We start from the raw sequence: 26,171 nt of genomic DNA, 5'->3' as shown, positions 1-26,171 counted from the left end.
CTCCGCACACTAGGAGCATAACTAGTAAAGAGCGCCCTCATCTACCTCGCGCAACGCAAATGTTAACAAGCGTTGCTTGCACTATCCATGCTACTTCTGCCTAGATAGTGATGGCGGGAGGTTTGGAGGTCCCATGCTAGGCAACACTATCAAGGAATTAAGAAAGTCCAAAGGCCTTACCCAGGAAGAGCTGGCCATAAAGCTCAACATGGTAAGGCAGACGGTTTCCAAGTGGGAGCAGGGGCTCTCGGTACCCGATGCGTCTATGCTTATCGTCCTTGCCGAGAAACTCGACACCCCGGTAAGCGTGCTTTTAGGTGAGCCTGTGGCAACGCAGGATCTTGACGAGCTCGCAGTCCCTGCAGAGAAGCTGGAGATCATCAACCTTCAGCTGGCGCAACAGCAGGAACGCCGGAGAAAGATGTTGTTTTGGGCGCTTGTGGCGCTTTGCGGCGTCATCGTCGTCACCTATATGAGCCTCATAGCCTTGGGAAGCTCCTATTTAAGCTGGGACTTTTCTGATCCAGAGACTGCGGTGGCAGCCACGCTCCTTCACGGCTTCGAATGGGTCTTTGTGCGAGGAGCCCCCATCGTGCTTGTCGCCGCAGCCGCCGGCATTGCAGCTATCTTCTCTAGGAAAGCCGCATAGACACCAAGCCCACTGTCGCTTCTGCTTGACACGGCCTCACCTTCAAGCTGCGATCTTGCTCCCAAGGGGCAAGATCGCAGCTATTTCCCAAATGCAGGCTTAAAACGCTGGATAATGCGCCTCTGTTAGACTTTTCTCTTGTGAGCTCAACCTACCGTGCGATGTGCACGCGAGGGCTGCCACCAAATTGTCTGTCGCCCACCCTGTGGTTGACAGCATTTGAACAGGAGCCTCGATGGAAACGTCTTTGAATGCGTTGCTCTTTATCCTCTACGGATGCTCGTTCATGTCGGGCTTCAACGAAAACCTTATGAACGTGGCGCTGGTTTCGATCATTGCCGATTTCACCATCGACACGGTAACGGCCCAGTGGCTCATTACCGGTTACATGATAATCGTAACTGTCACCGTGGCCTGCATGGCCTTTCTCTACCAGCGGTTCTCTTTACGCAAGCTCCTTTTTATAGCTGCAGGCCTGAATAGCCTTGGCTCGTTAGGCGGTTTTTGCGCCAATAGCTTCATCATGTTATTGGCCTCACGGCTTGTCCAAGCAGTGGGCACTGGCGTCTTTATCCCCCTCATGATGAATGTCATCGTCGACTATGCCCCGCATAAGAAAATGGGGATGTTTCTCTCTTTGGGCTCGGCAATGATCACCCTAGGGCCTGCTACCGCCCCTATTTTGACAGGTTATATGGTGAGCTACCTTGGATGGCACAGCGTCTTTTTGGTACCGCTCGTCTTTGGGACACTCTTCATGGCCCTAGGATTCTTCGTAATCCCCAAAGAGAAAAAGATCGCCTGTGGAGGCTTTGATCTTTTGTCGGTTGCCCTCTTGGCGATCGCCGTGACAGCGCTTCCAACAGGGCTTTCAGAGATCTCAGCAAACCTGCTGGCAGGAATCCTAGAACTTGCCGGCGCCATCGTCTTGCTGGCGCTATTCGTGCGGCGCCAAAACTCCCTGGAGCAGCCGCTCATATCGCTCAAGCCCATGCGGTCCAGCCTGTTCTGGCCCGCTGTCGTCCTGGTAATGATCACCATGATGACCTATTTCTCGCTCTCGGTGGTTTCGCCGCTTTACTTCGAGGAGGGCGTAGGGCTCGACGCCTCGATGGTAGGTACTATTTTGATCTTCCCCGTCCTTGGCAACGCGTCTGCAGCCGCCATCTCCGGGAAGGTGTTCGACCGACGCGGCCCGTGGCCGCTCTTGCCTATAGGTTTTTTCATTGCGTGTGCAGGGTTGGCGCTCGCGGTGGCGGGCTCGTTCTTGCTTTGCCCCATAACCACCACCGCAGGCATTTTCTTTGGCTACCTTGGCACAGGCGCCGTGCTTTCATCCTCTCAAACCTCAGGGCTCAAGGTGCTTCCCGCAGATCTTCACTCCCACGGCGTGGCCTTGATGAGCACGTCGCTGCAGTTAGCTGCCTGTCTGGGGCCGGCGCTCTACATTGGCATCATGAGCGCGGTCTCACAGGCAGCCGAGCATGCAGGCGCCACCCCGCAGACCGCCTCTTCCCAAGGCTTTGGTGTCGCCATGATAGTCTCTTGTGTCATCGTGCTCTGCGGCCTCTTGCTAGCTCTTCGCTACTCCCGGCGCGCCAAGCGCCAGCGCTGAGGTACCGGCAACGCCTGAATGGCTTAGAACTTGCCGTTGTCGTTCTTCCAATCGCGCTTGGAAGGGATGGTTGCCATGACATCCCAGTGCTCGGCGATATTGCCGTCCTCATCGAAGCGTAAGATATCGAAGGCCACTTGTTCGCCAGCGCCTGCGAAGTTATAAATGCCATGCAGGAAGACCTTATCGCCATCCTCGAAGGCGCGGATGTTTTTCACGGTAGTGGGCACGGGAGCAGAGGCCAGGTACTCGACGCTGGACACAAAGGCACCGCGGCCGGTGCCATAAGCCAGGTTGTGCTGGATGTAGTTCTCGGCTAGAAGGTCGTGCGCCTTCTGAATGTCGCCAGTAGCAAAAGTGTTGATGAGACCCAGTGCCTGTTGAATCTATGCAGAGGTTCCCCCTCGAGTCGAGTACTCTTTAACTGAGCTAGGACTTACTTTGAAGAGCGTGTTGAATGCGCTATGGGACTGGGGAACCGCCTATCAGGAGAAAGTGAAGTCCGGAGAGATCGAGCCGTCGTAGGGATCAAGCGCTCAAGAGAGGGAGATGGTTATGAAGCCTTATGAGAGGAATGAAGCGATATTCAACAAATACCAAGTGACCGAAGACGATGTGAAACGCATGGCAGAGCTTGCAGAGATGGACTTTGGCACCGAGGATCTCCATGCGCTCAGCGAAGAAGAGATCTTTGACGAGCTATTCAAAGACTTTGACCTTAACGAGGGAGAGTTTCCTGCCGATCCCAATCAAATGTATGGCGTCTTGCTGCTCAAACGGGTCCAGGGGCAACTGGCGGATGCCGCGCTTTCAACCATGCACGATATCGACAGCTTTTACGACTACTGGCAAGAGAATAAAGAGAGTATCCGCGATGCTGCCCAATTGAGTCCTGCCATTAAAGAGATGCTGGTTTTGGGCTTTAGGATGGCAATCTCTGTGGGCAGCGCCGCCTCGGCGAACTGCCTGGGTGCACTCTACTATATGGGCGACGTGGTGAAACAGGATTATGCGAAGGCAGCCGAGCTCTACGAGCTGGCTATGGCGAATGGCTGCTACCAAAGCATCATCAATCTTGGATACATCTACGAGTATGGGCGCATTGGCAAACCTGACCATGCCAAAGCCTACGAGTTTTACTCCCTGGCCGCAGCACTGGCACCTTCCTGCGAGGCTATCTACAAATTGGGTGACATGTTTAGCCGCGGCAGAGCAGTAAAGCGCGATATGAAGAAGGCCTTTGCCCTCTACGAGCGCAGCCTGCAGATGGCTCAGAGTGACGAGGAGTACGCACAGCCCGCCATTCGCATCGCTCAGATTCTTATCGATCCTGACTGCTTCGAGTACAACATCAACCCTGACCCCTTAAGGGCGCTTGCCCTGTTCCAGCGCGCAGAGATCGGCCTTCGCCTAGACATTGCCGACGGCCAGGTCTACTACAAGAAGCGTCTGCAGGAGGCTATCGAGGGTCAAGAGATCGCCCGTGCCATGGTGGAAGATGAGGGTGACGGCGGCGACTTCATCATCGTATAGGATGAAAGTTTTTTAACTTATTTATACTCGTAACACAAAAGCGGAGGCGCTTTTATAGAGTGCCTCCGCTTGGCTTGGCTTATAGGACAAAACGTGTGCTGTGATAAGGGGTGTTGACCTGTGTCAAACCTGCGTCAGACCTGCGTCAACACCCCCTAACCTATAGGCCAAATATCTATAGGCCAAATCTACCTTCATTGTTTACAAGTACTCTTTGCGCTCAGAGGGGGGCAGCTTGAAAGTAGAACTACTTTCAAGCTGCAAACCCCCAGATAAATTCTGGAAGGTCAAAAGAAGACCTACCTATGAGATGGGGACGCAGGGCAGATGAGGTTTGGACTGAGCTCCATTCCATGCCTACTAAGTACATTCTATGCATTCGCGCCTACTAAGTACTTAGTAGGCCAATTTTGCCCAAAATCTGCGTCACTTTATATTTAAGTATCACATCACCTAAGCTCACAGAGTTGGTTTCATATTCAATTGTACTTAGTAGGCACATGCCGAAGGAAATGTACTTAGTAGGCGCGAGCGCTGTCGTCAAACAACGGCGCCCCGGCTCCTATAGGGAACCGGAGCGCCTGGGAGAGAAGAAATGTACGAGGCGCCCTAAGCCATAATCTCAGCCAGGTCGGCCTCCGGAGTGGAGATGGGGCGAATGCCAAAGCGCTCCTGCAGCACCTGGAAGACGCCGGGGCTGATGAATGCCGGCAGCGTGGGACCCAGATAGATGCCCTGAATGCCCAGATAGAGCAGGGTCAGCAGGATGCATACGGCCTTCTGCTCGTACCAAGAGAGCACCATGGACAGCGGTAGATCGTTGACTTCACACTCGAAGGCCTTGGCCAGCGCCAGCGCAATCCTTATGGCGCCGTAGGCATCGTTGCACTGGCCCACATCTAGCAAGCGAGGAATGCCGTCGATCTCGCCCAAGTCCAGGTCATTGAAGCGATACTTGCCGCAAGCCAAAGTGAGAATCACCGTGTCTACAGGAGCCTGCTTGGTGAATTCGGTGTAGTAGCTGCGCTCGCTACGTTGTCCGTCGCAGCCTGCCAGCAGCACAAAGTGGTTGATGTCGCCGCTCTTCACCGCATCGATCACCGCAGGCGCCACGCCCATCACCGTGTCATAGCCAAAGCCAGTGGTCACAGAAGTGCCGCCATTGATTCCGGTGAACTGCTTGTCTTCAGACCAGCCGCCAAGCTCCAAGGCCTTGTCGATGAGGGCAGAGAAGTCCTTAGTGCCGTCCTCATTCACAGGTACGTTGTGGGCGCCAGGAAACGTCACGGGACCGGTGACAAACACGCGGTCTGCATAGGAGGCGTCTGGCCTCATCAGACAGTTGGTAGTCCACAGGATAGGCGCGGGCAGATCCTTGAACTCGCGACGCTGATTATGCCAGGCCGTGCCGTAGTTGCCCTTGAGATGCGGGTATCTGCGCAGCTCAGGATAAGCGTTGGCAGGAAGCATCTCGCCATGGGTGTACACGTTGACACCGCGACCCTCGGCTTGCTCCAGCAGCTGCTCCAAATCATGAAGATCATGGCCAGTCACCACGATAAAGGGGCCTGCCTCAACAGTAAGGTTGCAGGTAGCGGGCTCAGGCTTGCCATAGGCTCCAACATTGGCGCGCTCCAGCGCCGCCATAGCAGCCAAGTTTGCCTCGCCGCATTTAAGCACCAGAGCCAGCAGCTCATCGGCGCCAAGATCGCTCCCTACCGCACGCAGCCCCTCATAGAGGAAGTCGGTCACTTGATCGTCGCGCTCGCCCAGCGAAGCCGCATGGTAGCCATAGGCAGCCATGCCGCGCATGCCAAAAAGCAGCAGGCTTTTAAGGCTTCGCATGTCTTCTGCCGAGCTCCAAAGCTCATGCATGTCGTACTCGCAGGCACCGTCAGCACACTGGGGATCTAAGCGACTCACTTCGTCGCGCACGCGACCGATAAGCGCCTTGATGGCATCCCCGTCAAAGCTCACATTGGTCACACAGGTAAACATGCCCTCGAGCATCAGATCGTCAGTACCTGCATCTTTGAGGGGGTTATTCTCGGCAGCCCGAGCCAGCGCGATCAAAGCACCGGTAAGCTCGTCTTGAAGCAGGGCCACCTCGACGCTCTTGCCGCACACTCCCGCAAGGCCCGTGCATGCGGTACAACCTGCGGTCTGCTCGCATTGGAAGCAGAACATCTTGTTATCGGCACCCATCGCTCTCTCCTATCGCCTAGCTGAGCGCGCCTTTGCGCTCGCGGGTATAGCTGAAGTATTCTGTTCTTGAGATAACATGTCTGTTCTAATTCCAACAATTAGAGGAGATTTATGGCCATTGGCACATCTGCGCTTTTCTCAGGTATCGCGCCCGGTGACCTGGAGCGCATGCTCCCCTGCCTCAACGCACGGGAGAAAACCTACCAGCGCGGCCAGTATTTACTGCACGCAGGCCAAACCACCAACGCGCTGGGCGTGGTTTTGGAGGGGCGCCTGCGCGTGGAAGTCGCTGACGCCTGGGGCAACGTGAACATCCTTCAAACCTGCGAGTCGGGTGAGATCTTTGCGCCTGGATACGCCTGCATGCCCGGAGAGACGCTAGACATCGATGTCGTGGCAGATACGAACGCTAGAGTCGTATTCCTTGAAGCCGAGAAAATCATCCATCCCTGCCCGCACCAATGCGCGTGTCATATCACTATTGCAAGCAATTTGATGCGTGTATTAGCCAGACATAATTTAGAGATGAATCGACGCGCTATGGTCACCACGCCAAAGACCGTCCGCGGCAAGATTTTGGCCTATCTCTCCCAGGTGCAAAAAACTGCTGGCACTCAAAGCTTCGAGATTCCCTATAGCCAAACCAAACTCGCTGCCTATCTGGGTGTCGATCGCTCTACCCTCTCGGCCGAGCTGGGACGCCTGCGCAAAGAGGGCGTCATCGACTACCGGGGGACTAGGTATACGCTGCTGTAGAACCAATGCTCTAGAATCGTCAGATTGCTTGGAGGCCCCCACATGGATTTCGCGCAGGCCATCGCCAATAATCAATCTCCCCGGCAGCCAAAGCGATGATCTTGTCAGCAACTTCTCCTTTCCTAGGAGAAAACCCGACTGAGTTGATAGACAAAAAAGCAGCCATGCATGCGGCAGCCGTGCGCTTGTTCCCATCAATAAAAGGATGATTCCTAGCAATTTCGAACGCAAGACGGGCAGCCTTTTCTGAAATCGTGGGATAAAAGTCCTTCCCCAGGAACGGTTGTGCAGGTTGAGCCAACGCAGATTCCAACAGTCTTATATCACGTAAGCCCATACTGCCGCCAAATCGTTGGATCATCGCCTCATGAATGGCTAATGCTGTATCAATATTGATGTACTTGATTTCAAACGTCATTTCGCCATCCGTTTGAAATCCTCAAGGTAATCAGAGGAAAAGCTAAGAGCAGCTTCCACAGCGTCCCTATCTACTGAAGCTGACGGAGACCCCACGAATATATCGAAAGGAATGCGCCTTTCCCTTATTGCCTGACGAGTGAACACATTGACTGCCGTTGTGAAGCTCATGCCCATCTCAGCGAAGAGCTCGTCGGCCTGACGCTTTAAATCTTCATCCATTCGAATCGTAACGTTGGTAGTCGCCATTTCCTCACCAACCAAAAAATAAGTGATTACTATGGGTACTTCTACTGTAATATCCAGTTATTTGCACGTGATAATATGTGCTTATATATGAGCATCTACTAGGGGCTTACAAAACCTCTTCGGGCAGATGCTCGCGAAGAAGTCGCAGAAGCTCTCCGTCTTCTGCCTTTGAAAGGTGATCTCTGCTGACGAGGATCATCTCATTGTTGATCTCTCTCACATAGACGTAATTGTTAAATACGCCCCAGCAGCTAAAGCCGTTCCATCGGTGCTCTCCGGTGCCCAAATCAGAGCTAATCTTGATACCGTCCTCATCAAAGGCATACTCACGCCACCCAGAGACCAATCTGTTGTCTGCCTTTGATTGGACCTGTGTAAGAATCCTCTTTTGGAGCTCATAGGGAACTCGAAACACCACACCTACGAAGAACACCAGGAAGAGAAGGCCCATTATCTGCTCGCTCATACGGTGGGCTAAAACCACAAGATAGAGGAGCATCAGGGGGATCATCACCCCTGCGAGAATCTTTGCGATCTTGCGCCTTCTCACGTTTTTTGGATTGGCAAGGGCCAGCTCAACCAATACACCCTGTTCTTGCGGCCCCATTTCGCAGGAGTATTTGACCATCCTATCCCCGCTTCCACAGTAGCTGGTTGTCTTGAATGAGTGCGTCGAGCCTGCCGGTGTCCTTTAGCCATGCCAGGTAAGAGCGCACCGTGCTGCCCACAAGGACGTACTGTTCATAGGTCATCGTCAATCCATAGTCGCAAAAAAGCCTTTGGAGGATCCTCTCGAAGCTCATGGGTTCCTGGCAGAGGTTGAGGATTTTCTCGGCCACTTGGTGGACCTTGTCGATATTGAGCTGAGCCAGCGGGGCGATCTCCGAGGTTGCTGGGGCATGGGCAGGAACGAACATGTTTGCCTTAAGGCCTTTTACCATCTCGAGGGTTTCGAGATAGGCGGCCACATCGTAAATGAAGCCGATCTGGTACTTCTCCAGGGTCTCTTGGCTGGAAAGGCAATCGGCCAGATATACCGTGTCGTCGGGCGTGCGAAAGCCCACCATGTCAAAGAAATGCCCGGGCAGAGGGATCATCTCAAAGCCTGTGGGCAGCCTATCTGGGGTGAGCTCTTGGGCCTCGCTTGACTGAGCCAGCAAGAACTTGTGACGCAGGTCTTTAAAGGGGTAGCCGCCATAGAGAAACGCCGGCTCAAGGATAGGGTGACAGGTGAAACCCCGCTCGATGCCTGGAGCATAGATCTGGCAGCCCGTCTGGGCTTGGAGGTAGCGGTTGCCACCGATGTGGTCGGCATTGGAGTGAGTGTTGTAGATGGCAGTGAGCTTCCAGCCACGCTCGTCTAAGAGCTTTCTGATTTTTCGCCCGGCATCTCTGTCGTTGCCGCTGTCGATAAGGCAGACGTCCTGATTATTAAGCCCCACCAGGCCGATCTTGGCAGGGCTTTGGAGGTAATAGTCATGCTCGGATACCTGCACCAGCTCATACATTGATGATCCCCTTACCATCGGCCTGAACAGCAGCGTCACTTCTCTTGGCCACTAGCGCAACGAAAGCACGCTGAAGCCGCTCCCTCCCAGAATTGTGCAGCAAAACGGCGTCTTGATTGCCCTCTAGTCATCAGAGTTTTACTAGAGACCTCAAGTGAAGCCGAGAAAAGCCTGCTTCCCGACTCAGTTAATATATATTTATATTCTCAATCATCTCAGAGAAAGGGCGCTTTGGTTTAGGCCTCTCCTCCGTAGACATAGACGATGAAGTTGTCGCCAGTGTCTTGGCTGTGGTCCTCGGCGATGCGGGTCATTCCCAAATGATCGTAGAACTGGTAGTTGGAGCGGTTGTCGCTCATGAGGAAGAACTTGGTGCAGCCCTCCTGGCGCATGCGATGACGCGCCTCTTCGATAAGGCGCCGCCCAAGGCCAAAGCCTTGCCATTCCGGCTTGAGGATGATCAGGTTGATCTGCGCTTGGGCGTATTTGTTGCCGGTGGCGGCGAAGCGGTCAGCCGTAGCCTTCTCTCGCGAGTCGCCAAAGAGCGACCCTTCAAGGTCCTCGTCAGCGGTTTTAGCTCGCTCAGTAGCCGCGGCAAGAAGCTCTTCATAGATCGGCTGCCAGTGGGGGTTCTTCTCGGGAACGCCATCTTTGAAAATGCCCACAAGACAAGCGCCTATGACGGCGCCGTTGCGCTCGGCCACCAACGTGATGGGAGAGCGTTGGAGTTGCATCGCGGCGTTGAACCTTCCGCAGAGAGCCCAATCTTCCCATGCGCCCGCCTTGCGGATCCAGTTGCACCAAAGGGAGTTGTAGATGAGGGCGATGGCGTCGAGGTCATCGGTCACAGCCGCACGCAGGGTGATCCCGTCGATGTTCATATAGCCTCCCATTAGAATGTGGAGATACCAATGTGCCTATGTTTATAAAGATACTTCCTTTGGGGGAGCCGAGGATACCCACGATGATTGAGAAGACTTACGAAACCAAACAGGGAACTATCCATTATTGGACGCAGCCAACTGCACGCCAGCAGAGTATTCAGTTGGTCTTTTTACCAGGGCTCACGGCAGACCACAGGTTGTTTGACAAACAAATCGAATACTTTGAGGGAACATACCCAGTGCTCGTATGGGATGCGCCTGGACACTCGGCTTCCTATCCCTTTGATCTCACCTTTGATTTAGCGGACAAAGCTCAATGGCTCGACGGGATCTTGGAGCAGGAGGGATTCGACAGCCCCGTCATCGTTGGGCAATCCATGGGCGGCTACGTTGGGCAAGCCTACGCGCAGCGCTTTCCTAAAAAACTAAAGGGCTTTGTGTCCATTGATTCGGCACCGCTGCAACGCAGCTACGTAACTGGCGCAGAACTGTGGCTATTAAAACGAATGGAGCCCGTGTACAAGCACTATCCGTGGAAATGGCTCTTGAAATCCGGCACAGAGGGTGTGGCCGCTTCTTCCTATGGGAAAAAGCTTATGCACACCATGATGATGGTCTACGAAGGCGATCAAGAACGCTATGCGGCCCTCGCAGGGCACGGGTTTAAAATGCTCGCTGACGCCATGGAGGCCGATCTTCCCTATGAGATTACCTGCCCCGCCCTATTGATCTGCGGAGAGAAGGACCATGCCGGCTCCTGCATTAGATACAACAAGGCTTGGCACAAAAAGACAGGCATCCCCCTCCAATGGATCCAGGACGCAGGCCACAACTCCAACACCGATGCTCCCGATAAGATCAACCATTTGATAGAAGAGCTCGTTAAAGGCTGCGAGGAGCACGAGCATAGTTAGCTCTTCCCCAAGCTCCAGCCAATGAGAAAAGTGCGCTCTTCCAGAGGGTGCACATCCTTCTAGAAGACATGGAGGGCCTCTCGCGATGATGCCGTGGCTATCAGGGCACATACCGCCTTAACGGCACAGAACTGCAGAGCCCGTAAAGAGGTAGACCTATGGACACAAATCAACTTGTTGGCAAACGCGTGGTTGTGGCCCTGGGTGGCAATGCCCTTGGAGATAATCCTCAAGAGCAGCTCACCCTATTGCAAGAGACTGCAAAGCATTTGGCTTCCATGATCCAAGAGGGTATCGATGTGGTAATCACCCATGGAAATGGGCCTCAAGTTGGCGTCATCGACGAGGCCTTTGTGGCTGCAAGCAAAGACCCTGCAAACCAAGTTCCCTTCATGCCCCTGACTGATTGCAATGCCATGAGCCAAGGCTACATTGGCGCGCAGCTGACCCGTACGCTCATCAACCAGTTTCGCTCGCAAGATATCATGCGCGCAGTGGTGGATGTGCCTACCCATGTCCTGGTAGATGCCTCCGATGAAGCCTTTAAGGACTACGAGAAGCCCATCGGCGCATTTATGACCGAGAAGGACGCCCAAGCCTTTGCCAAAGCCACTGGCTGCCAGGTCAAGGAAGACTCTGGACGCGGATGGAGACGCGTAGTTCCAAGCCCTGCTCCACAGGACATTCTCGAGCTAGGGGTTATTTCTACCTTGGTGGACAACGGCTGCATCGTGGTGGCCGCGGGCGGTGGCGGCATTCCCGTCATCCTAGAGGATGACCGCTACAAAGCAGTGGATGCCATCATCGACAAGGACCTTGTGAGCTCCATCCTGGCCTGGAAGATCCATGCCGACATTTTGGTAATTCTCACAGCGGTAGATAAGGTATATATCAACTTTAACCAACCAGATCAAAAAGGCATCGACAGCATGACCGCAGAGGAGGCCCGCACCTATATTGCACAGGGGCAATTTGCCCCTGGCAGCATGCTTCCCAAAGTAGAGGCCTGCGTCAAATTCGTAGAAGCGCATCCTCAAGGAAAAGCGATCATCACCTCGCTAGGCCATGCTGCCGAGGGCCTTCGCGGAGAGACGGGAACCCTCATCACTCTGTAGCTATCTCAAAGGATATGGTTGGTCCTTTTCTCGTGAAGCAATCTTTTGAATATTGGTCTTTAGCCTATCGATGATGGCAGCGAGATCCCCTTCATCGAGCTGCTTGTTCTCGTCGTAGACCGTTGAGTGGGGATCTGGGAACACAAGCGCTTGGCCCGGCGTCTGCCCATGCTCTGTCCTGCATCTGCCATAGAGGTGCACATGGAAATGCCTGGGCTTATCGGCAAGGAGCGACCAATTGCCGTTGTCTTGTATGTTGAGCCAGACCATATCTAGTCCGCGCGCCCTCATTGCAGAGATGTAGGCTTCTTCCAATGCTTGGAGAAGGACTGCGAGAGCTTGGGCCTCTTGAACGGGGAGTTCGCTTCTGAAGCTGACGTCTCGTTTTGGATACACGACGAGGTGGCCTCCATCATCACGATCCACATGAGGACGAGCTGGCAACCTTATCTCGAAGTTCTCATCGCTCCAGATCACAGGCTCAATAGTGCTCATTATCCCATCGCCCCCGTCGATGCCCTTGTAGTGGCGTAGGGCGCATACCTTTGCACGCCCCTAGTAAAGTGTACTGTTCTTCTATAATGACGAATATAAGGGACTAAGTATTGCCACCGTATGAGCCGGACAGGAAAAGCCAGTGGAAGATTTTTCTAGAATCGAGAGATCTGACGAGCTCGTAGCTCAATACGAGATGCAATACGAAACGTTGCGGGAAGAAATTGGGAATTGCACGCGTCTGTCCAACGATTTCTCAACCTTCTCGATGACCGCATTGGCTGCGGTTTTGGCATTTGCCTTCTCGTCGAACAACCCCTTTCTCTTCCTGATTCCCTTTGTCCTCATCATCCCCCTCTCATCTAAAAGCCTTTATTACCGCAAGAACATTGCAAAAATTAGCGCATACATGATCGTGATGCTTGAATCAGAGATCAAAGGCTACAAGTGGGAGACGCTGAACGAGTTGTACAAGGAAGACAAGAGCCACTCAAGATTCACCGTGTTTAGAAACTACGAGTACTTATTTGAGGCTCTTATCTGCATAATGCTGTATTTCTACTACGCCATCGAATCCAGTTTTGATATCGCACCTCTAGTAGTTGGCATCATTCTGGGGATTGCCGCCCTAGTGTATGTCTGGATCATCAGCTACAAGATGGCCCACACCGGCAAACTCAAAGCTGTCGCGGTTCGAAAGTGGGAGCAGCTGCGACGCGAATTGCATGAGGGAGAGCCCGACTCCCCTATCAATGGGACAACAATCTAATTTACCGTGAAAGCAGCTGTTTTTATTAACCGTTAGATAAATGTCGCCATTGGCAGTTAAGCGATTGTCACTTGTATTGCAATAGATGTATCATGCAATACAAGGAGGTAACCATGAATACAATAACCACTAGCATACGCACAGATGCCCAGCTGAAAAAGGAAGCTGACCGTCTCTTCGCCGACCTTGGAATGAACTTCTCCACGGCTGTCAATACATTCCTACGCCAGGCCGTACGCGAGCAGGGCCTCCCGTTCCGCCCCACGCGCGATGTTCCCAACGCCGAGACGCTTGCTGCGATGCATGAGGCCGACCACATCGCAACGGATCCTAATGCCAAAGGTTACTCAAGTATTGACGAGTTATTTGCTGATTTGGATGCTGAGTGATGAGGGAGATCCGCCAAACATCTCGATTCAAGAAAGACTACAAGGCTGCAATCAAACGTGGGCTTCCCAAAGACGAGCTTCGTACAATCATCGAGACGCTTGCCAATGACGAGCCTCTACCCAGCCGCTGACGGCCTCACATGCTCTCCGGGAATTGGTCCGGGCACTGGGAATGCCATATCCGAGCCGACTGGCTGCTCATATACAAAATTACCGATAACATCATGGTCCTCACGCTCGTGCGCACTGGAACCCATAGCGACCTCTTCGACGAATGAGTCATTTGGAATAGGCCTGCTGAAGCGTCAGCGGGCCTATTACGCAATCACTGTCTGGAAGTTGAACTGCTCTATGGCAGAGAATCGCACTCGAACAATTGAGGAGCACCCAGAAAAGCCAGGGCAGATGGCCTGACAGATTTGCGCGCATCCTCAGCTTTCGTATGTGCACATAGATAAACCTCTTTGAGTCCCATGCCATGGACACCCCAAGCTTAAATCTTAATATACTCTGCAAATTAACGGCTTCGCCTGAAGGCATTGCCCTCTAGGCGCTGCTCACAGGCTCAGTTCTATCGAAAGGACTCACGCTATGAAACGCACTCTGTCGCACATGCTGGTCGCTCCTGGTCTCGCCCTCTGTCTTGTCCTCGCCTTGGCTGGATGTGGCGGGACCCCTTCCAAGACGCCTGAAGCCCAAGCGGAAACCACCCAGGAACAGGCTCCCACCACCAAAGCTCCTACACAGGACGAAAAACCCGCAGAAGAAGCCCCTAAAGAAGAAGCTCCCAAAGAAGACACGTCAGTCCCCGCAGAATATCGCTCGGCCCTTTCAAAAGCACAAACCTATAGCGACCGCATGCATATGTCCAAAAAGGGCGTCTATGACCAACTCACTTCTGAGTACGGCGAGAACTTCTCGGCAGAAGCCGCTCAGTATGCCATCGACAACCTGACGGCAGACTGGAACGCCAACGCACTGGCAAAGGGTCAAAACTACGCAGACTCCATGCATATGTCCAAGCTGGGCGTCTACGACCAGCTCATCTCTGAATATGGCGAGCAGTTCACTCCCGAAGAAGCCCAGTACGCTGTCGATAACATTTCCTGCGACTGGTCTGCCAACGCGCTGGCCAAAGCCAAGGACTACCAAGACATGATGTCGATGTCGCCCAACAACATCTACGACCAACTCACCTCTGATTACGGCGAGCGATTCACACCTGAAGAGGCTCAATACGCAGTCGACCACCTAAACGACTAGCGATTCGCGCTACCGAGAAACTCCAGGTACCACAGCTGAGACTTCTCGGTATCCCCGCCGTTATTGGCTCTACAGAAAAGAGTGATTGCCATGGGATTGTTCGACACATTGCAGCAAGAATCGTCTTACTCCACTGCATCGGGCGGCTCGTATCAATATGTCGTGCTCCAAGTGACACTTAAGGAAAAGTTCTTGGGCACCGGATCAGGAAACCTCACTGAGCTTGAGACAGTCATCAACCAACAGGCGCAGAAAGGCTATCGCTTGCACACTATCAGCACCGCCAACGGAGGCAGCAAGGGGCTTGGTGGCGGAGATCGCATCCAAGCTACAATGGTGTTCGAGAAGATCGCCTAGAACTGGAATTAGCGGGAGAAGACTCTCCAGTAACGGAGAGTCTTCTCTTTAACGAATCAGATGTAGGAGTCGTAGGCCACCACCATGAACAACATGTCAGATGAGGATCGCCTCAAAGCCTTCGAGTCCATGCTTGAGGACGTCAAGAACCAGATGGAGTTTGCCCAGGCCGAGAGGGATAAATTAAAGGCGCAGGGGCGAGAGAAATCCGTGACGTTTAAGCAGCACATGTCCAATAAGTTGATGTACCAACGAATGCTGTCGATGTACAAGGAGTATGGCCTGCTTTCCTAGCGCTTTTTGGAATAAGACTCTCACGCTCACATCCTACGCCCATTGCGCAGTTAGTGATGTTGAGTGGAGTTAACAACGGAAAATCGAAATCACAGTCGAACAGAATAGCCAAGACCCTCGCTCCGACAGTCGGGCAAGGAGCTTGCGCACAGTGAGATAATTAAGAATACGAGAGATACATCTTGTGTGCTGTGTTGCATCAATTGCGCAAGTACATCTCACGCAAGATCCGCTCATGTCAGGAGATGCTGAATGGCGTTCAGATTCGATCTCAGAGAAGCCTTATCCCAAGCCACTCAAGCTGCCGGAGAGCTGACAAAAGGCGCGTCGGCCGCCATTGAGTCCGCCGCCAAAGGTGCCACAAGCGTGGCCGAAGGCGCGGGAAGCGCCATCGTTGATGTGTCTGCCTCGGTATCCGAAGCCGTCGGCAGCGCCATGCGCTCGGTTATAGAAGGCGCATCGAATGCAGGTGAACAGATCGCATCATCCGATATGGGCAAAGCAGTTGCGGGGGCAGCGAGCGCGGTAGGCGGGATCACCGTCGGCGCCGCCATAGGCGTTGCCCAGGGTGCATCTTCCCTTGAATCCGGCGCCGCGTCGACTGTTGAAGGCAGCATTAACGCCATCAAGGAAAACTCGTTCTCCACACGCCTCCGCACAGCACGCATCAAGGGGTTCCGCGATGGAATCAAACAAGGAGCCTACCTTGCGGGCGAGAAGCGACACAACTTCATCTACGCCTACGTGGCGACGCTCTGCTTCCTGATGCGCTGCGACGGCGATTTCTCCCAAGAGGAGCAGGAGTGGCTCGAAGACGGCCTCGACTACCTCAAGCTGGACGGCGGCCTCCCGGACGACGTGAAGGCGAAGGTGCAGGCAATCGCGGACGACGAGGGCTTGTCCTTCGACCGGGTCAAGGACTGCCTGGACAACGTGAGCATCGTGTCGCTGGGCTCCATCGCCGAGCAGCTGCAGGTCGCCGCGGCCTCGGACGGTCAGGTGACGGAGGAAGAGGAGCACGCCTGCAGGCTCTTCGCTGACTACATGGCGGCAAGGGCGGCCTGCGTGGCGGTCGACGAGAGCTGGGCCGAGCAGGCGGTCAAGAAATCCGTCCGCGAGTACGGCGAGAACCTCGAGCGCATCGACCGCGAGTTCAAGGAGCGGACGAAGCTGCAGGACGCCGACGCGGCCTTCGTCGTCGCCGCGACCATGCTCCAGGTCGCCCGCATGCTTATCATCAACTCCCTGACGGAGGTCGAGCGGGCGGGAGCGGGCAACGCCAAGGAAGACGCCCTGCACAGCTTCCAGGACCGCGTTTTCTCGGGTTTTGATGACACCGGGACCAGTGAATCACGTCGCCTGCATGCATCGAAGCACCACATTCTCACGGCGCGGGGCGTTCCCTACGACGCGACCCGCTACGAGGCGGAGAACCTCAAGATTTTCAAAGGTGCCAACCATCGGTTCGCGACCCTCGGCCACGACCCGGTGCTCGGCCTCGTGTTCGGAACCTCGAACATCATGACCAACAGCATCACCTGCGTGAAGGACGCCAACGTCTTCGGAATCGGTGCGCGGATCCCCGCGACCTACTCGGTCTCCTATGACGCCTTCGGGAAGAACCCGCTGATCGGGGCGCCCACCGGGACCGTGGAGATGCTGGTCGCGGCGGGAAGGCGCGTCGTGAGCGAGCCGGATGCCGCCACGGCGGCCCTGATCAAGCAGCTGATCCACATCGGCACAGACCTCTACACACCGTGCGGGATACAGATCCCGTTCGCCAATCTCGTTCTCGACAAAGCACACACCGAGGCTCTTACCAAATACGTCAGCACTGGTGACATATTAAAAGTTGGCATGCAGGCAGGCATGACGATACTTATCAATTGGTTGATAGCGGCGCTTCACGGCTGCTCGCTGATATTCAAGAACGGTGAGACGGATTACTGCACCGAGATGTACCAGGTGCGTACCAAGAAGATCATTCTCATTTCCGACACCATCGCAGCTTCGAGCAGTATCGTACAGACATCAATCACGAAGAATCCCAAGTGCCTCGACCTGGGAGGAGCAGCAGTGCTCGTCTACCGACTGTTCTCGGACACGCGCTTCGTTGCCAAGCTCAAAGAGGAGTACGTGCAGTCGGAACTCGACAAGATCTACGACAAGAGGGTAAAGGCTTTGCTCTAATCCGTGTTGAAATGAGAAGGAATAGAACAATTGACCACACCTTCTCTCATAGCTCCTTGAAAACGGCGCGAATCAGCCAGACGAAGACGAACTCAGATCTATTGGTAGACAAAAGCTAAGCTCTTTCAAAGATGCTTTTTTCATCTCGCGTCGTCTTCCATTCGATTTCAGCCACTACATCCGCTAGTTTCCAATCCAAGCAAGCCCGATAGAACTATAGCCCCAAACAGGCTTGAGCTTTGCAAGGTTCTAACCCTGCTTCTTGATGCGCTTATAGTCTTTCTTAAACTTCGCCGTAAACTTTAGCTCTAACGTGGGCTACTCCTCATCGAGCGCAGTCATGGCCCCCTTGGCAGTATGGTAAGGGTCAGAGAGGTTCCTGCCCCTAGCAGCGTCGTCCATCGCGACGAGCGTCTCAGGACTAAACCCATGGGGTTCGAGGGGTCGAATGGGGAAGCCACCTCGGCGATTGAATGCGGGGATGCACATACGGATGGCATTGCCCGGGGAAGCGCCAATCTCATCGCAAACGGCAGAGAAACGGTCCTTCTCGTCCTGGCGGAGCTTGGCGGAAATAGACTCGGTAGCTACTACGGTAGCCATAGTAACCCCTAGCACATAGTCTCATTTTGTCAAATATTGTATATCTGTAATGCCATGTTTATGTGTTGCGACCGCCAACTAAGCGACTGCAAGTTATTCGTTAAGTGCGAAGTCTTCTCACTCCCGCTCAATCGTTGCATGGCCTGTTTTATGTAGTCCGCAGGATGAGCGACCTGGAACTTATTCCACTCTCCTGTAGCGAAAACCGTGTAGTCACCATATAGTCAGCACTGACTATATGCCCTGTAACCACTTGAGGATTTTTTACTCGACCAAAGAGTGGCATATTTGACCTGCGGAAACGCAGTTCGATTGCGCCTGACTGGCCACATGGACGGAAACGGCTCCAACGGGATGGAGCGCCCCCCCGATCAAAGAGTGACAGTGCTGCGTTGGGAAAATGCGATTCTCAACTCAAGATATGACTATATATATCTTTAAAAATGCTCGTATTCACATAAATAGTGAAGAAGGCTCTCATCGTTAACTTCAACCAGAAGCCCATCTGGACCCAACGATAGATTTTGTTCTTCAGCCTCGTCACTACGTACTTCACTTGTTCTCGGTTCGTATTCTCGCAAGAGGTTGAACAGCCCTTTTATTGAGGACTCTCTCACGTGGTCATCAAGACTATTGGTGATGTCCGAGAGAGGTTGATAGAGTTTTTCCATCAACCCGACTGTCATATATGGACCGATTCGTGTGATTTTAAATTTATGCCCATGGAATTCTTTAGAGCTAACTACATATTCATCTGAGCCCAAAGCGTTCATGACAGTCGCGTAATAATTGGCTATCGCTCTTGGCATATTCAGATAAATTACTGTGTCACTTTCACCTTCAGGGTCAATATCAGAGAAATAGAGAGCTTTATCTTGCATTCCGGCGCATAATTCAAACGCGGATGTAACCACATGTTTCGAAAGCTGTGCAGATGGAACATATTGCCTATTCATGCCAAAGGTGTATTCTATCCCCTTAATATCGAGCTGCTCTTTAGCGTGATCAACTTTGTTGCAATCAACACGGCTCTTGCTACTGCCTTTCGCCTCCAACAGAACATATGGACCCTGACAATCAACACCAACAAAATCTGGGCTTTCTTTTGAGTCAGAATCAATCGTGACGCTATTACTGTCTTTGCCATGCAGCAGCAGACAACCACGCTGGTCTCTATTCAGAATCTTCTCGAAGACAGCATGTGCTGCAAGCATGCCTATCTGGAACGAAATAGATGATTTAAAAGAGCTTTCTGCGAACTCATAGATGCCCGACATGCCAAAATGGTCATATGCGGGTTTCAAAGCAGCCAAAACCGGAGCCGCGTAAAATAGAACCCCTCTCAAGGACTTTCCGACGCGCCCTTTGAAGCTCGCATTTGCAATCGAATATCTAATGATCTCTGGAACGCTCAGACATATATCCTGTCTGTCCGCTTCACTACGTTTGACGTAGTCATTCACTGAATCGAATTGATCAACAGAGACGTGCTTATTCCAGTAGAACATCCAATACCTGCCTTATGAGTACTGGCCCGAAGTCAGCCGCGCTCGTTTTATAAGCATTCGACTCTAAGCGCCATTTTAACAACCTGCTGCCTAGACGTTCATACATAGAGTCGACTCATCGATAGATGAAGTGAGTCCATTTTGTGAGCCGCCTACGCCTGAGCATTCTGATGATTCTCCCTATAGCCTACGAGAAATAAGCCCCTAAGATTACAGCGGATCCTATTGTGGCTTGTCGGATCTCGCAAGAAAACACCTTGAAACAGCGCTCCAGCTTGCTCCATCGAGGAGTCTCTCTTGGCATAGGCCATAAGGGTGATCACGGAAGCGTATACCACTAACTTAACAGCCCAGGCACAGAGCCCCCGGCATTAAGTAGATGATCACAGCTATTCGCTTTTCAGCCTCTGTATAAGCTCTCATGACTCCCAACTTGTACATACCGCACCCTTCTATCTGGTTTGGTTCAACTTTTGGTGTTCAGTTTTTTTACTTCTCCTGCCGAACTAGGTCAAAATCGCTCGGTTCAAGTGTAAGAATGGCCTTTATGTGGCCCTCTTCATCAAAGAATTCCACCTCATAACCCTCGGACGGCTCATCGAAACGCATGATAATCGCACCCTCAGCACCCACCGGTAAGACGTCATCTTCGAAAGCCCTCCTCAATTTAATGATATCTCCTACATTAAGCATTCTTCCTCTCCTTCACTACGAAAGATTACGAAAGCAGCCATCAATTCTGGTTCAAGTTTTATTGGCTAGCAAACCTAAGCCATTTCGCCCCACGCATAGACACACTGGCACATAGAAGTGGTGAACTGCATCTTCATCACGCCCATGAGATCAAAAAGGTTAGCCTCATTTGCCTTCATGTAAACTCCTGCCACACAGTTACTATGCCACGGGCTCAACGGCGTTTTCCTTAATAGATTTGATTACTCCTACCAAATCCATCTGCTGTTGTGCGCTGAATATCTGCATGAATGACCTTGGTCGGTCAAACGGCGGTTTATTGAGCGTCTTAGGCTCCATGTAACCATTCTCCACCACGTAGTCCACCACACGCTTGATGAACGATATCTGCTGCTCGTTCAGACTCTGGTCATTCAAAAAGCTCGCAAACGCCTCCATGGCAGCATCTCGGTCAAGATGCGCTATCTTACGCACCAGTAAACCGAACGGTGTGTCGCCGTATGCGCGAGTGTAGTCCTCAGCGTTTCCCAGGTCGTGGGTGAATATGCGTTCCAACAAGCCGAACTCGTACTCCGTCATGGGCTTATTAGTACGTAGTTTGTTGATAACAAGGCTATTACCATAATCCTTAAGGTACCGTTCCACCTTGAGCTTGTAGTCCTCGAAATCGTCGCCAATGTCTGCAGTCACACCGTAGGTTATCCGGCTAACTGGATCATCCAAGTGCGTCACCACGTCACGGCGTTGCGAGCCACCGATAATGAACTTGATGAGCGAGCGCAGTTTCATGCGCACGTCTTCCAATTCAAGCAGACCAGCCTCGTCAAGCATCTGACTGTCCGCCACGCGCTCGATAAGGGGGAGCTGCTCTTTGACTTGCGGAACTGTCGCCAAAGAAGACAAGTGTCTCGCCATCCAGACGACACGCGTCTTATAAGAATCAACATTTTGTTCCCGGCACTTGGCCACCATATAGCCGTACATAAGGCTGTCAAAACGCAATGCATAGAGATCGGGTTCGTTGTTAACAACAAGCATGGAAATTGGATTCTTCAGCTCGGAAAGCGCCACTGAGGAGAGCAGCATGTAGGATTCCACGCGCCGGTATTTCTCTACCTCGCGTCTGTGAGCACGCACGGTGAAAATTTCATCGTTGAGCGCGACTACCTGGCCACGCATGGTTTCCACCAGTCGCGCCCTCCATGATTGATATTCCTCGCCCGCGAATGCACTCTCCTGCAATGCAGCCGCAAGCTCCGCCTGACGGCTAAATACCCGCTCGGCCACCGTGACCGCAAGCTTACCTTCTACAGGCTTGGAATTCTCACGGAAGAACTCGAAATTGCGACACCAGTCGAAGATGAAGAACCGCTCCTTGTTCTCATGCGTCCTTCCATCGATTGGGTCCACAACTTCAAGCCCCTCACACAAACGCGTGCCGCGACCGATCATCTGCCAGAACTTGATTTTGGAGCGCACCTTTTTAAAGAAAACTAAGTTTACGATCTCGGGTACGTCAACGCCGGTATCCATCATGTCCACCGAAACAGCAATGACGGGACGTGTCTTGAGTTCGAAGTCGTCTATAACAGCGTGAGAATAGTCGTCGGAATGCACCACAGCCTGAATGTAGTCCCCAGGAAGACCGGGGTAGAGCTTGCCAAACCGCTCTACAATGTAGCGTGCGTGCTTCTGGCTTTGCGCAAAAATAACACTCTTGCCCAGCTCCTGGCCACCTTGTGTGTGAATACCTTTCTCCATCAATGTCACCAGTACGCTGTCGACTGTCGCTTCATTGAACACCCAGCGGTTAATCTCAGCGGCATCCACCTTGTCGGGTACTTCCTGGCCGGTTTCCTCGAAGTCGTCCTCAAATTGTTCACGCTCTTCAGGAGAAAGATCATCATAGGTTATGCCTTCGTCGAGAAAGCCCGTGTGCGTCTCTATTCCCAAGTACGGCACTAATACATGATCCACCTCGGTTGCCGTCTTATACTCGTAGACATAAGTAGGCACACCACGCTCCACATCGAAGAAGTCGTACGTATTGCGATCCACCTCATTAGCAGGCGTGGCGGTAAGGCCCACCACGAGCGAATCGAAGTATTCGAAAATGGCGCGATACTTCTTAAAAATAGAGCGATGTGCTTCGTCAACGATAATGAGGTCGAAGTGAGCCGGCGTGAACATGCGGTCACCGTCCTCATTTCGCTCGTTGTCAATGGCATTCATAATGGTGGGATATGTGGAGAAGACAACACGGGCATTGCGGTCATCCTTGTTAGAGCACAGGTTGCACAGTGACACGTTGGGCAAGTAGTCTTGGTAACCATGCTTCGCCTGCCGCACAAGAGCCACGCGATCGGCCAAGAATAGCACATTCTTCACCAGACCCGCACGCATGAGCACGTCGACAAGGGCTGCCGAGACGCGAGTCTTACCTGTGCCTGTAGCCATAACCAGTAAGCTCTTACGATGAGCTGCCTCTATGTTGGCGCAGACGCGCTGAATAGCCTCATCCTGGTAGTAGCGCCTGCCTCCGCCGGCTATGGTCTTGTTCACCGAAATCGTCGACGGCCTGATGGACGATGTGCGCCGATTGAGGAGCCTCTGCAAATCGTCTTGCGAGAAGACACCGCTTACAGGACGGGGTGCGCCGACTTCGTCGTCGGCGAACAATGTGGTAAAACCGTTGGTGAGAAAGATTGGTGGCTTGTAGCCGAATTCCTTCTCCAGGCAGGCAGCGTATAGTCGGGCTTGTTTCAGGCCCTTCTGCTCAGAGTGCGAAGTACGCTTCGCCTCCACCACGGCTAGTGGACGACCGTCTTTTCCGACAAGCAGGTAGTCCACATATCCAGTGCCAGCATTGTTTCCTAGCTCCGCGGGCATTCCATGTACTTCGCGCTCTTCAAGCGCATTTTCACCTAGCTTCCAGCCGGCAAGCGCCAGATCCCAATCGATGTAGCGCTTGCGCGTCTCGAACTCGGAAATATCTTCAGGATTGAAGTCACGTTGGCGCTTGTTTTGTTCTTTTGCTTGGCTTACTTGTGCAGAGAGCTTAGCTAATTCAGCCTCAAGGTACTTGATTTCCTCATCCCTCTCGTTAAGGAGGGACTCACGTTTCTTGATGGCCTTTATCTGAGACGCGGTAAGTTGTATGCCATGAGCAGGAATCTTTCGCTCATCAAAGGTGCGCTCGACATAATCAGGACCATAGCAGTAGTCAATCCAGTCGGTGAACTCGAAAAGACTGCGCAGTGCAAGAACAGCATCCTGTGGTGCTACGGAGCGATCAGTATGGACCGACAGATTCCCTAGTTTATTAATGCCAATAAGCTTGCGCCACACGCGCTCGTCAACTGCTTCCATAAACGAACGCTCATGGAGGAGTGAAGCCAAATTGTCACGGTAAGGCATACTGATAGACTCATCGATGGCATAGACCCACTTCACAGCGAGCTCAAGTGCCTTTCGGCAACCTACAGCACACATGGCGGCCGATGCGGGAAAGACTTTCTCTGCCTCGATGCAGGCATCGGCAAATAAGCTGTAGTAGCCGTCGTCCCGCTTGAGGAAATCAAAGTTCACGACCAGCACCTGCCTTACTTACTGGCTAACACTTCGTTTGCTTTTAACTCGTTATTATACTTTTCTATTGTATTCAGCAACAAACCTCGATTTGTCGACGGCCGCGACAAAGTCGGCGAACTCCTCTTGGAGAGCGAGAGGAGGTAGCGGAATCATATATTTTCTTAGTTGTTTTGTTTCGATATTGTCTGCAGTTGTCGCTCTAACCCTAGAGAGAATCAGTGGTTCGGAAACAAGTAGCGCCCACTGCAGGTATAACGAGTTTACTCCACTAGCTGGAATTAATGCCTTTATATCTTGATTAATTGCTACTTCACATCCAACCAAAGCGACGGGCAGCGTATGCTTAAGAATTCCGCTACGAATTACAACAATTACTGCCCCTGTAGGAATAAGCTTTGCTGAACTATTTAAGAGACCCTCTTTTGTAATCGAAAGATCCCCTTCGCACACAATTCGATTTTTGACATCCCCGGATTTGATAAATGGAATCTCACCACCGAAATATTCAGGATGTTTCATGGAAGGCGTCCCTCCGCCCAAGAAATCGCTGCAAAGGTCCTCAATTGAACGTGGCGGATATATAGTCTCACCCTCGCATAGGTCCCCAAACATCTCGACAAACCGTGATTTGACAAGGTTGTCAAGGAGGGAAAGCTGCTTGCTGACGAGAAGTATCAGCCGCTCAACGGCCTCAAGTGCCGCAACGACATTCTTCTGAGCAACTAAAGAAGGAATCTGTAGCTCAAAAGATTCAATGTTTTTCTTCGAAAGCTCCTTGAAAGTCGCACCGTGACCCATTGCCTGAAGTGCAGAGGAATGAAATCTGAGTACTCTGTATAGGAACTCGTTGTTTATCACATCGGAACAAATTAGGTTCTTAAATCCCTGATTGCAGCACATTTCTGCCTGTGTAATGGCAACTTTTCCAATGGGTGCACGTGTTGTAAGGAGAACAGTGCCGGCTGGGAGCATATGCAGATTCGCACTCGAAAACCCGGCTTCCGTTATGTGCTTCGCCGTATCCGCTATGTAATGGCTTCCATCATCTAGCTCAGCCGGCGTAACCCACTTTATATTGCCACCCCAATAGTCTGGATTCTTTGATTTCGGCGTTGCTCCAGAAACCACCTTGCATACGTCGCCCAGTCGCACCCGCTCCCCCTCAAATCGGGGTTTAGCTTATGTATTTGCAATGCGAGCGCTTCACGTTTTGCTGGTCAACCATGGCGTAACACAAAGTAGTGTCTATCTTACTGTGCCCCAGCAATACTTGGACCTGCTCGATGGGCATACCTTTGTCTATAGCTCGAGTTGCCATAGTGCGACGAAACTTATGCGGGTGGAGTCTGATACCCAATGATTGGCGGCCAATCTCGCGAAGCCTCAATTCAACACCGTTGATGTTGAGTGGCTTATATGGAGCCTTAAGTGAGACGAATAGTGATGGGCTATCATCGCTGCGCTGCTTGAGATAGCTCTGCAGGTGAATCTTGGTCTTGGCATCAAAGTACACTTTGCGCTGCTTATTTCCCTTGCCATGCACAATACACTCGCGCGATTCGAAGTCGATATCCTCCCGGCCAAGTCGCACGAGCTCGCCGACACGCATCCCTGTCGAGGCCAAGAGGTCAATAATCGCCCTGTCACGAAGACTTCCGCACGAGTCCCTAATGACTTCCATTTCCTCGTCAGTGATGACAGGCTTAACCGCTGCAACTGAGCGGATTTTTTTGATACGTTTGACCGGGCTCTTGTAGATGACCTCTTCTTCCTCAAGCCAGGAGAAAAAGCTCGAAATGATGCGACGGATGTTGTCGAGTGTAACATTTGTCACTTTGCCCGCAGCTGCACGAGAGGCGAGATATCCCCTGACCTCGGCAGTATCGACTACATGAAGCGGCGACGTAATGGACTCAATGAAATGTTCAAGCGTAACCGTGTAGTACTGGATAGTGCGCGGCGAACACCCCTCGACCGCCTTTGCACTCAGAAAGTTTTTTAGAAGTGTCTCGTTGCTAGGCGGTTCGGATACGGGCTCGCCCATAACTCGGACAAGACATTCATGTAGCTTTTTCATCTGAGCACCATCCAAGTGCGCAGACATCTCGCGCTCGATCATGCGTGCAGACTGGCTTTCATAGAGCATGGGAACCTCCTGTCGTTTGCATTGTCAG

General features: G+C 52.5%; 27 protein-coding genes and 1 pseudogene. 14 read left to right on the top strand and 14 right to left on the bottom strand.

Annotated features, from left to right (window positions below; genetic code table 11):
* Positions 1-133 precede the first annotated feature (133 nt).
* Both OR601_RS01845 and OR601_RS01840 read left to right on the top strand, forming a co-directional pair.
* Complete coding sequence (locus OR601_RS01845; protein ID WP_265592024.1) at positions 134-649, top strand: helix-turn-helix domain-containing protein; 516 nt, start codon at positions 134-136, stop codon at positions 647-649.
* 235 nt (positions 650-884) lie between these two features.
* Complete coding sequence (locus OR601_RS01840) at positions 885-2,264, top strand: MFS transporter (protein ID WP_265592023.1); 1,380 nt, start codon at positions 885-887, stop codon at positions 2,262-2,264.
* Positions 2,265-2,287: 23 nt separating this feature from the next.
* On the opposite strand, the gene OR601_RS01835 is transcribed toward OR601_RS01840, so the two are convergent.
* Positions 2,288-2,629: a nuclear transport factor 2 family protein gene (locus OR601_RS01835; RefSeq protein ID WP_265592360.1), complete on the bottom strand. Its 342-nt coding sequence runs from the start codon at positions 2,627-2,629 to the stop codon at positions 2,288-2,290.
* Between the two features lie 19 nt (positions 2,630-2,648).
* Between OR601_RS01835 and OR601_RS01830 the strand changes: the two genes are divergently transcribed.
* Entirely contained in the window at positions 2,649-2,789 is a 141-nt protein-coding gene (locus OR601_RS01830; RefSeq protein WP_265592359.1) for a winged helix-turn-helix transcriptional regulator, read from the top strand.
* A gap of 30 nt (positions 2,790-2,819) precedes the next feature.
* The gene (locus tag OR601_RS01825; protein ID WP_265592022.1) at positions 2,820-3,797 is read left to right on the top strand and encodes a tetratricopeptide repeat protein; all 978 of its coding nucleotides are present in this window, start codon (positions 2,820-2,822) and stop codon (positions 3,795-3,797) included.
* 609 nt (positions 3,798-4,406) lie between these two features.
* Here the strand turns inward: OR601_RS01825 and hcp are convergent.
* Complete coding sequence (gene hcp / locus OR601_RS01820) at positions 4,407-6,002, bottom strand: hydroxylamine reductase (protein WP_265592021.1); 1,596 nt, start codon at positions 6,000-6,002, stop codon at positions 4,407-4,409.
* A gap of 111 nt (positions 6,003-6,113) precedes the next feature.
* On the opposite strand from hcp, the gene OR601_RS01815 reads away from it, so the two are divergent.
* On the top strand, positions 6,114-6,758 hold the full coding sequence (locus tag OR601_RS01815; RefSeq protein ID WP_265592020.1) for a Crp/Fnr family transcriptional regulator: 645 nt from the start codon (positions 6,114-6,116) through the stop codon (positions 6,756-6,758).
* 19 nt (positions 6,759-6,777) lie between these two features.
* Here OR601_RS01815 and OR601_RS01810 read toward each other — a convergent pair whose 3' ends face one another.
* The 5 genes from OR601_RS01810 to OR601_RS01790 all read right to left on the bottom strand — a co-directional run bounded on the left by OR601_RS01810 (position 6,778) and on the right by OR601_RS01790 (position 9,813).
* Positions 6,778-7,176: a type II toxin-antitoxin system death-on-curing family toxin gene (locus OR601_RS01810; RefSeq protein WP_136012288.1), complete on the bottom strand. Its 399-nt coding sequence runs from the start codon at positions 7,174-7,176 to the stop codon at positions 6,778-6,780.
* Positions 7,173-7,424, bottom strand: a complete 252-nt coding sequence (locus OR601_RS01805; RefSeq protein ID WP_265592019.1) for a type II toxin-antitoxin system RelB/DinJ family antitoxin — start codon at positions 7,422-7,424, stop codon at positions 7,173-7,175. The genes OR601_RS01810 and OR601_RS01805 overlap by 4 nt, the downstream gene beginning before the upstream one ends.
* A 106-nt stretch (positions 7,425-7,530) precedes the next feature.
* Positions 7,531-8,007 carry a YcxB family protein gene (locus OR601_RS01800; RefSeq protein ID WP_265592018.1) on the bottom strand — a complete coding sequence of 159 codons (477 nt, stop codon included), beginning with the start codon at positions 8,005-8,007 and terminating at the stop codon, positions 7,531-7,533.
* 46 nt (positions 8,008-8,053) lie between these two features.
* Positions 8,054-8,932 (bottom strand): MBL fold metallo-hydrolase, encoded by an 879-nt coding sequence (locus tag OR601_RS01795; protein ID WP_265592017.1) that lies wholly within the window; start codon positions 8,930-8,932, stop codon positions 8,054-8,056.
* A gap of 236 nt (positions 8,933-9,168) precedes the next feature.
* Positions 9,169-9,813, bottom strand: coding sequence for a GNAT family N-acetyltransferase (locus tag OR601_RS01790; protein ID WP_265592016.1), 645 nt, complete (start codon positions 9,811-9,813; stop codon positions 9,169-9,171).
* An 83-nt stretch (positions 9,814-9,896) separates the two neighbouring features.
* Here OR601_RS01790 and OR601_RS01785 point away from each other — a divergent pair, with 83 nt between their 5' ends.
* Complete coding sequence (locus OR601_RS01785) at positions 9,897-10,730, top strand: alpha/beta fold hydrolase (protein ID WP_265592015.1); 834 nt, start codon at positions 9,897-9,899, stop codon at positions 10,728-10,730.
* Between the two features lie 158 nt (positions 10,731-10,888).
* Positions 10,889-11,845: a carbamate kinase gene (gene arcC, locus OR601_RS01780; protein WP_265592014.1), complete on the top strand. Its 957-nt coding sequence runs from the start codon at positions 10,889-10,891 to the stop codon at positions 11,843-11,845.
* Here the strand turns inward: arcC and OR601_RS01775 are convergent, their stop codons facing one another.
* Positions 11,846-12,340, bottom strand: a complete 495-nt coding sequence (locus OR601_RS01775) for an HIT family protein (protein WP_265592013.1) — start codon at positions 12,338-12,340, stop codon at positions 11,846-11,848. It abuts the gene before it with no gap.
* Between the two features lie 142 nt (positions 12,341-12,482).
* On the opposite strand from OR601_RS01775, the gene OR601_RS01770 reads away from it, so the two are divergent.
* The 7 genes and pseudogenes from OR601_RS01770 (at position 12,483) to OR601_RS01740 (ending at position 17,602) form a co-directional block, all read left to right on the top strand.
* Positions 12,483-13,109 (top strand): hypothetical protein, encoded by a 627-nt coding sequence (locus tag OR601_RS01770; protein ID WP_265592012.1) that lies wholly within the window; start codon positions 12,483-12,485, stop codon positions 13,107-13,109.
* Positions 13,110-13,222: 113 nt separating this feature from the next.
* Complete coding sequence (locus OR601_RS01765; RefSeq protein WP_265592011.1) at positions 13,223-13,498, top strand: type II toxin-antitoxin system RelB/DinJ family antitoxin; 276 nt, start codon at positions 13,223-13,225, stop codon at positions 13,496-13,498.
* A pseudogene (locus OR601_RS01760) lies at positions 13,498-13,776 on the top strand (type II toxin-antitoxin system YafQ family toxin). Before OR601_RS01765 ends, OR601_RS01760 begins: the two are co-directional and overlap by 1 nt.
* 313 nt (positions 13,777-14,089) lie before the next feature.
* Positions 14,090-14,761: an Ltp family lipoprotein gene (locus OR601_RS01755; protein WP_265592010.1), complete on the top strand. Its 672-nt coding sequence runs from the start codon at positions 14,090-14,092 to the stop codon at positions 14,759-14,761.
* A 90-nt stretch (positions 14,762-14,851) separates the two neighbouring features.
* Positions 14,852-15,118, top strand: coding sequence for a DUF4177 domain-containing protein (locus OR601_RS01750; protein ID WP_265592009.1), 267 nt, complete (start codon positions 14,852-14,854; stop codon positions 15,116-15,118).
* 84 nt (positions 15,119-15,202) lie between these two features.
* Positions 15,203-15,412, top strand: coding sequence for a hypothetical protein (locus OR601_RS01745; RefSeq protein ID WP_265592008.1), 210 nt, complete (start codon positions 15,203-15,205; stop codon positions 15,410-15,412).
* A 252-nt stretch (positions 15,413-15,664) separates the two neighbouring features.
* Positions 15,665-17,602 carry a tellurite resistance TerB family protein gene (locus OR601_RS01740; protein WP_265592007.1) on the top strand — a complete coding sequence of 646 codons (1,938 nt, stop codon included), beginning with the start codon at positions 15,665-15,667 and terminating at the stop codon, positions 17,600-17,602.
* A 318-nt stretch (positions 17,603-17,920) separates the two neighbouring features.
* Here the strand turns inward: OR601_RS01740 and OR601_RS01735 are convergent, their stop codons facing one another.
* The 6 genes from OR601_RS01735 to xerA form a co-directional block, all read right to left on the bottom strand.
* Positions 17,921-18,205 (bottom strand): type II toxin-antitoxin system RelB/DinJ family antitoxin, encoded by a 285-nt coding sequence (locus tag OR601_RS01735; RefSeq protein ID WP_265592006.1) that lies wholly within the window; start codon positions 18,203-18,205, stop codon positions 17,921-17,923.
* A gap of 437 nt (positions 18,206-18,642) precedes the next feature.
* Complete coding sequence (locus tag OR601_RS01730) at positions 18,643-19,713, bottom strand: hypothetical protein (protein ID WP_265592005.1); 1,071 nt, start codon at positions 19,711-19,713, stop codon at positions 18,643-18,645.
* A gap of 489 nt (positions 19,714-20,202) precedes the next feature.
* Positions 20,203-20,406 (bottom strand): DUF4926 domain-containing protein, encoded by a 204-nt coding sequence (locus tag OR601_RS01725; protein WP_265592004.1) that lies wholly within the window; start codon positions 20,404-20,406, stop codon positions 20,203-20,205.
* 201 nt (positions 20,407-20,607) lie between these two features.
* A complete protein-coding gene (locus tag OR601_RS01720; protein WP_265592003.1) occupies positions 20,608-23,994 on the bottom strand; it encodes a DEAD/DEAH box helicase family protein in 3,387 nt (1,128 codons plus the stop codon).
* Positions 23,995-24,048: 54 nt separating this feature from the next.
* Positions 24,049-25,149, bottom strand: a complete 1,101-nt coding sequence (locus tag OR601_RS01715) for a restriction endonuclease subunit S (RefSeq protein WP_265592002.1) — start codon at positions 25,147-25,149, stop codon at positions 24,049-24,051.
* A gap of 22 nt (positions 25,150-25,171) precedes the next feature.
* Entirely contained in the window at positions 25,172-26,143 is a 972-nt protein-coding gene (gene xerA / locus OR601_RS01710; protein WP_265592001.1) for a site-specific tyrosine recombinase/integron integrase, read from the bottom strand.
* Positions 26,144-26,171 lie beyond the last annotated feature (28 nt).

The organism is Leptogranulimonas caecicola, assembly GCF_023168405.1.
Lineage (GTDB): Bacteria > Actinomycetota > Coriobacteriia > Coriobacteriales > Atopobiaceae > Leptogranulimonas > Leptogranulimonas caecicola.
The sequence above is the reverse complement of the archived record's forward strand: the minus strand, read 5'-3'. Positions and strand labels throughout refer to the sequence as shown.

Bases quoted from the DNA above. Each gene is read 5' to 3' on its own strand.
- OR601_RS01845 (WP_265592024.1), top strand. From the start codon at position 134: ATGCTAGGCAACACTATCAAGGAATTAAGAAAGTCCAAAGGCCTTACC.
- OR601_RS01840 (WP_265592023.1), top strand. From the start codon at position 885: ATGGAAACGTCTTTGAATGCGTTGCTCTTTATCCTCTACGGATGCTCG.
- OR601_RS01825 (WP_265592022.1), top strand. From the start codon at position 2,820: ATGAAGCCTTATGAGAGGAATGAAGCGATATTCAACAAATACCAAGTG.
- hcp (WP_265592021.1), bottom strand. From the start codon at position 6,002: ATGGGTGCCGATAACAAGATGTTCTGCTTCCAATGCGAGCAGACCGCA.
- OR601_RS01815 (WP_265592020.1), top strand. From the start codon at position 6,114: ATGGCCATTGGCACATCTGCGCTTTTCTCAGGTATCGCGCCCGGTGAC.
- OR601_RS01810 (WP_136012288.1), bottom strand. From the start codon at position 7,176: ATGACGTTTGAAATCAAGTACATCAATATTGATACAGCATTAGCCATT.
- OR601_RS01805 (WP_265592019.1), bottom strand. From the start codon at position 7,424: ATGGCGACTACCAACGTTACGATTCGAATGGATGAAGATTTAAAGCGT.
- OR601_RS01795 (WP_265592017.1), bottom strand. From the start codon at position 8,932: ATGTATGAGCTGGTGCAGGTATCCGAGCATGACTATTACCTCCAAAGC.
- OR601_RS01790 (WP_265592016.1), bottom strand. From the start codon at position 9,813: ATGAACATCGACGGGATCACCCTGCGTGCGGCTGTGACCGATGACCTC.
- OR601_RS01785 (WP_265592015.1), top strand. From the start codon at position 9,897: ATGATTGAGAAGACTTACGAAACCAAACAGGGAACTATCCATTATTGG.
- arcC (WP_265592014.1), top strand. From the start codon at position 10,889: ATGGACACAAATCAACTTGTTGGCAAACGCGTGGTTGTGGCCCTGGGT.
- OR601_RS01775 (WP_265592013.1), bottom strand. From the start codon at position 12,340: ATGAGCACTATTGAGCCTGTGATCTGGAGCGATGAGAACTTCGAGATA.
- OR601_RS01765 (WP_265592011.1), top strand. From the start codon at position 13,223: ATGAATACAATAACCACTAGCATACGCACAGATGCCCAGCTGAAAAAG.
- OR601_RS01755 (WP_265592010.1), top strand. From the start codon at position 14,090: ATGAAACGCACTCTGTCGCACATGCTGGTCGCTCCTGGTCTCGCCCTC.
- OR601_RS01750 (WP_265592009.1), top strand. From the start codon at position 14,852: ATGGGATTGTTCGACACATTGCAGCAAGAATCGTCTTACTCCACTGCA.
- OR601_RS01745 (WP_265592008.1), top strand. From the start codon at position 15,203: ATGAACAACATGTCAGATGAGGATCGCCTCAAAGCCTTCGAGTCCATG.
- OR601_RS01740 (WP_265592007.1), top strand. From the start codon at position 15,665: ATGGCGTTCAGATTCGATCTCAGAGAAGCCTTATCCCAAGCCACTCAA.
- OR601_RS01735 (WP_265592006.1), bottom strand. From the start codon at position 18,205: ATGGCTACCGTAGTAGCTACCGAGTCTATTTCCGCCAAGCTCCGCCAG.
- OR601_RS01730 (WP_265592005.1), bottom strand. From the start codon at position 19,713: ATGTTCTACTGGAATAAGCACGTCTCTGTTGATCAATTCGATTCAGTG.
- OR601_RS01725 (WP_265592004.1), bottom strand. From the start codon at position 20,406: ATGCTTAATGTAGGAGATATCATTAAATTGAGGAGGGCTTTCGAAGAT.
- xerA (WP_265592001.1), bottom strand. From the start codon at position 26,143: ATGCTCTATGAAAGCCAGTCTGCACGCATGATCGAGCGCGAGATGTCT.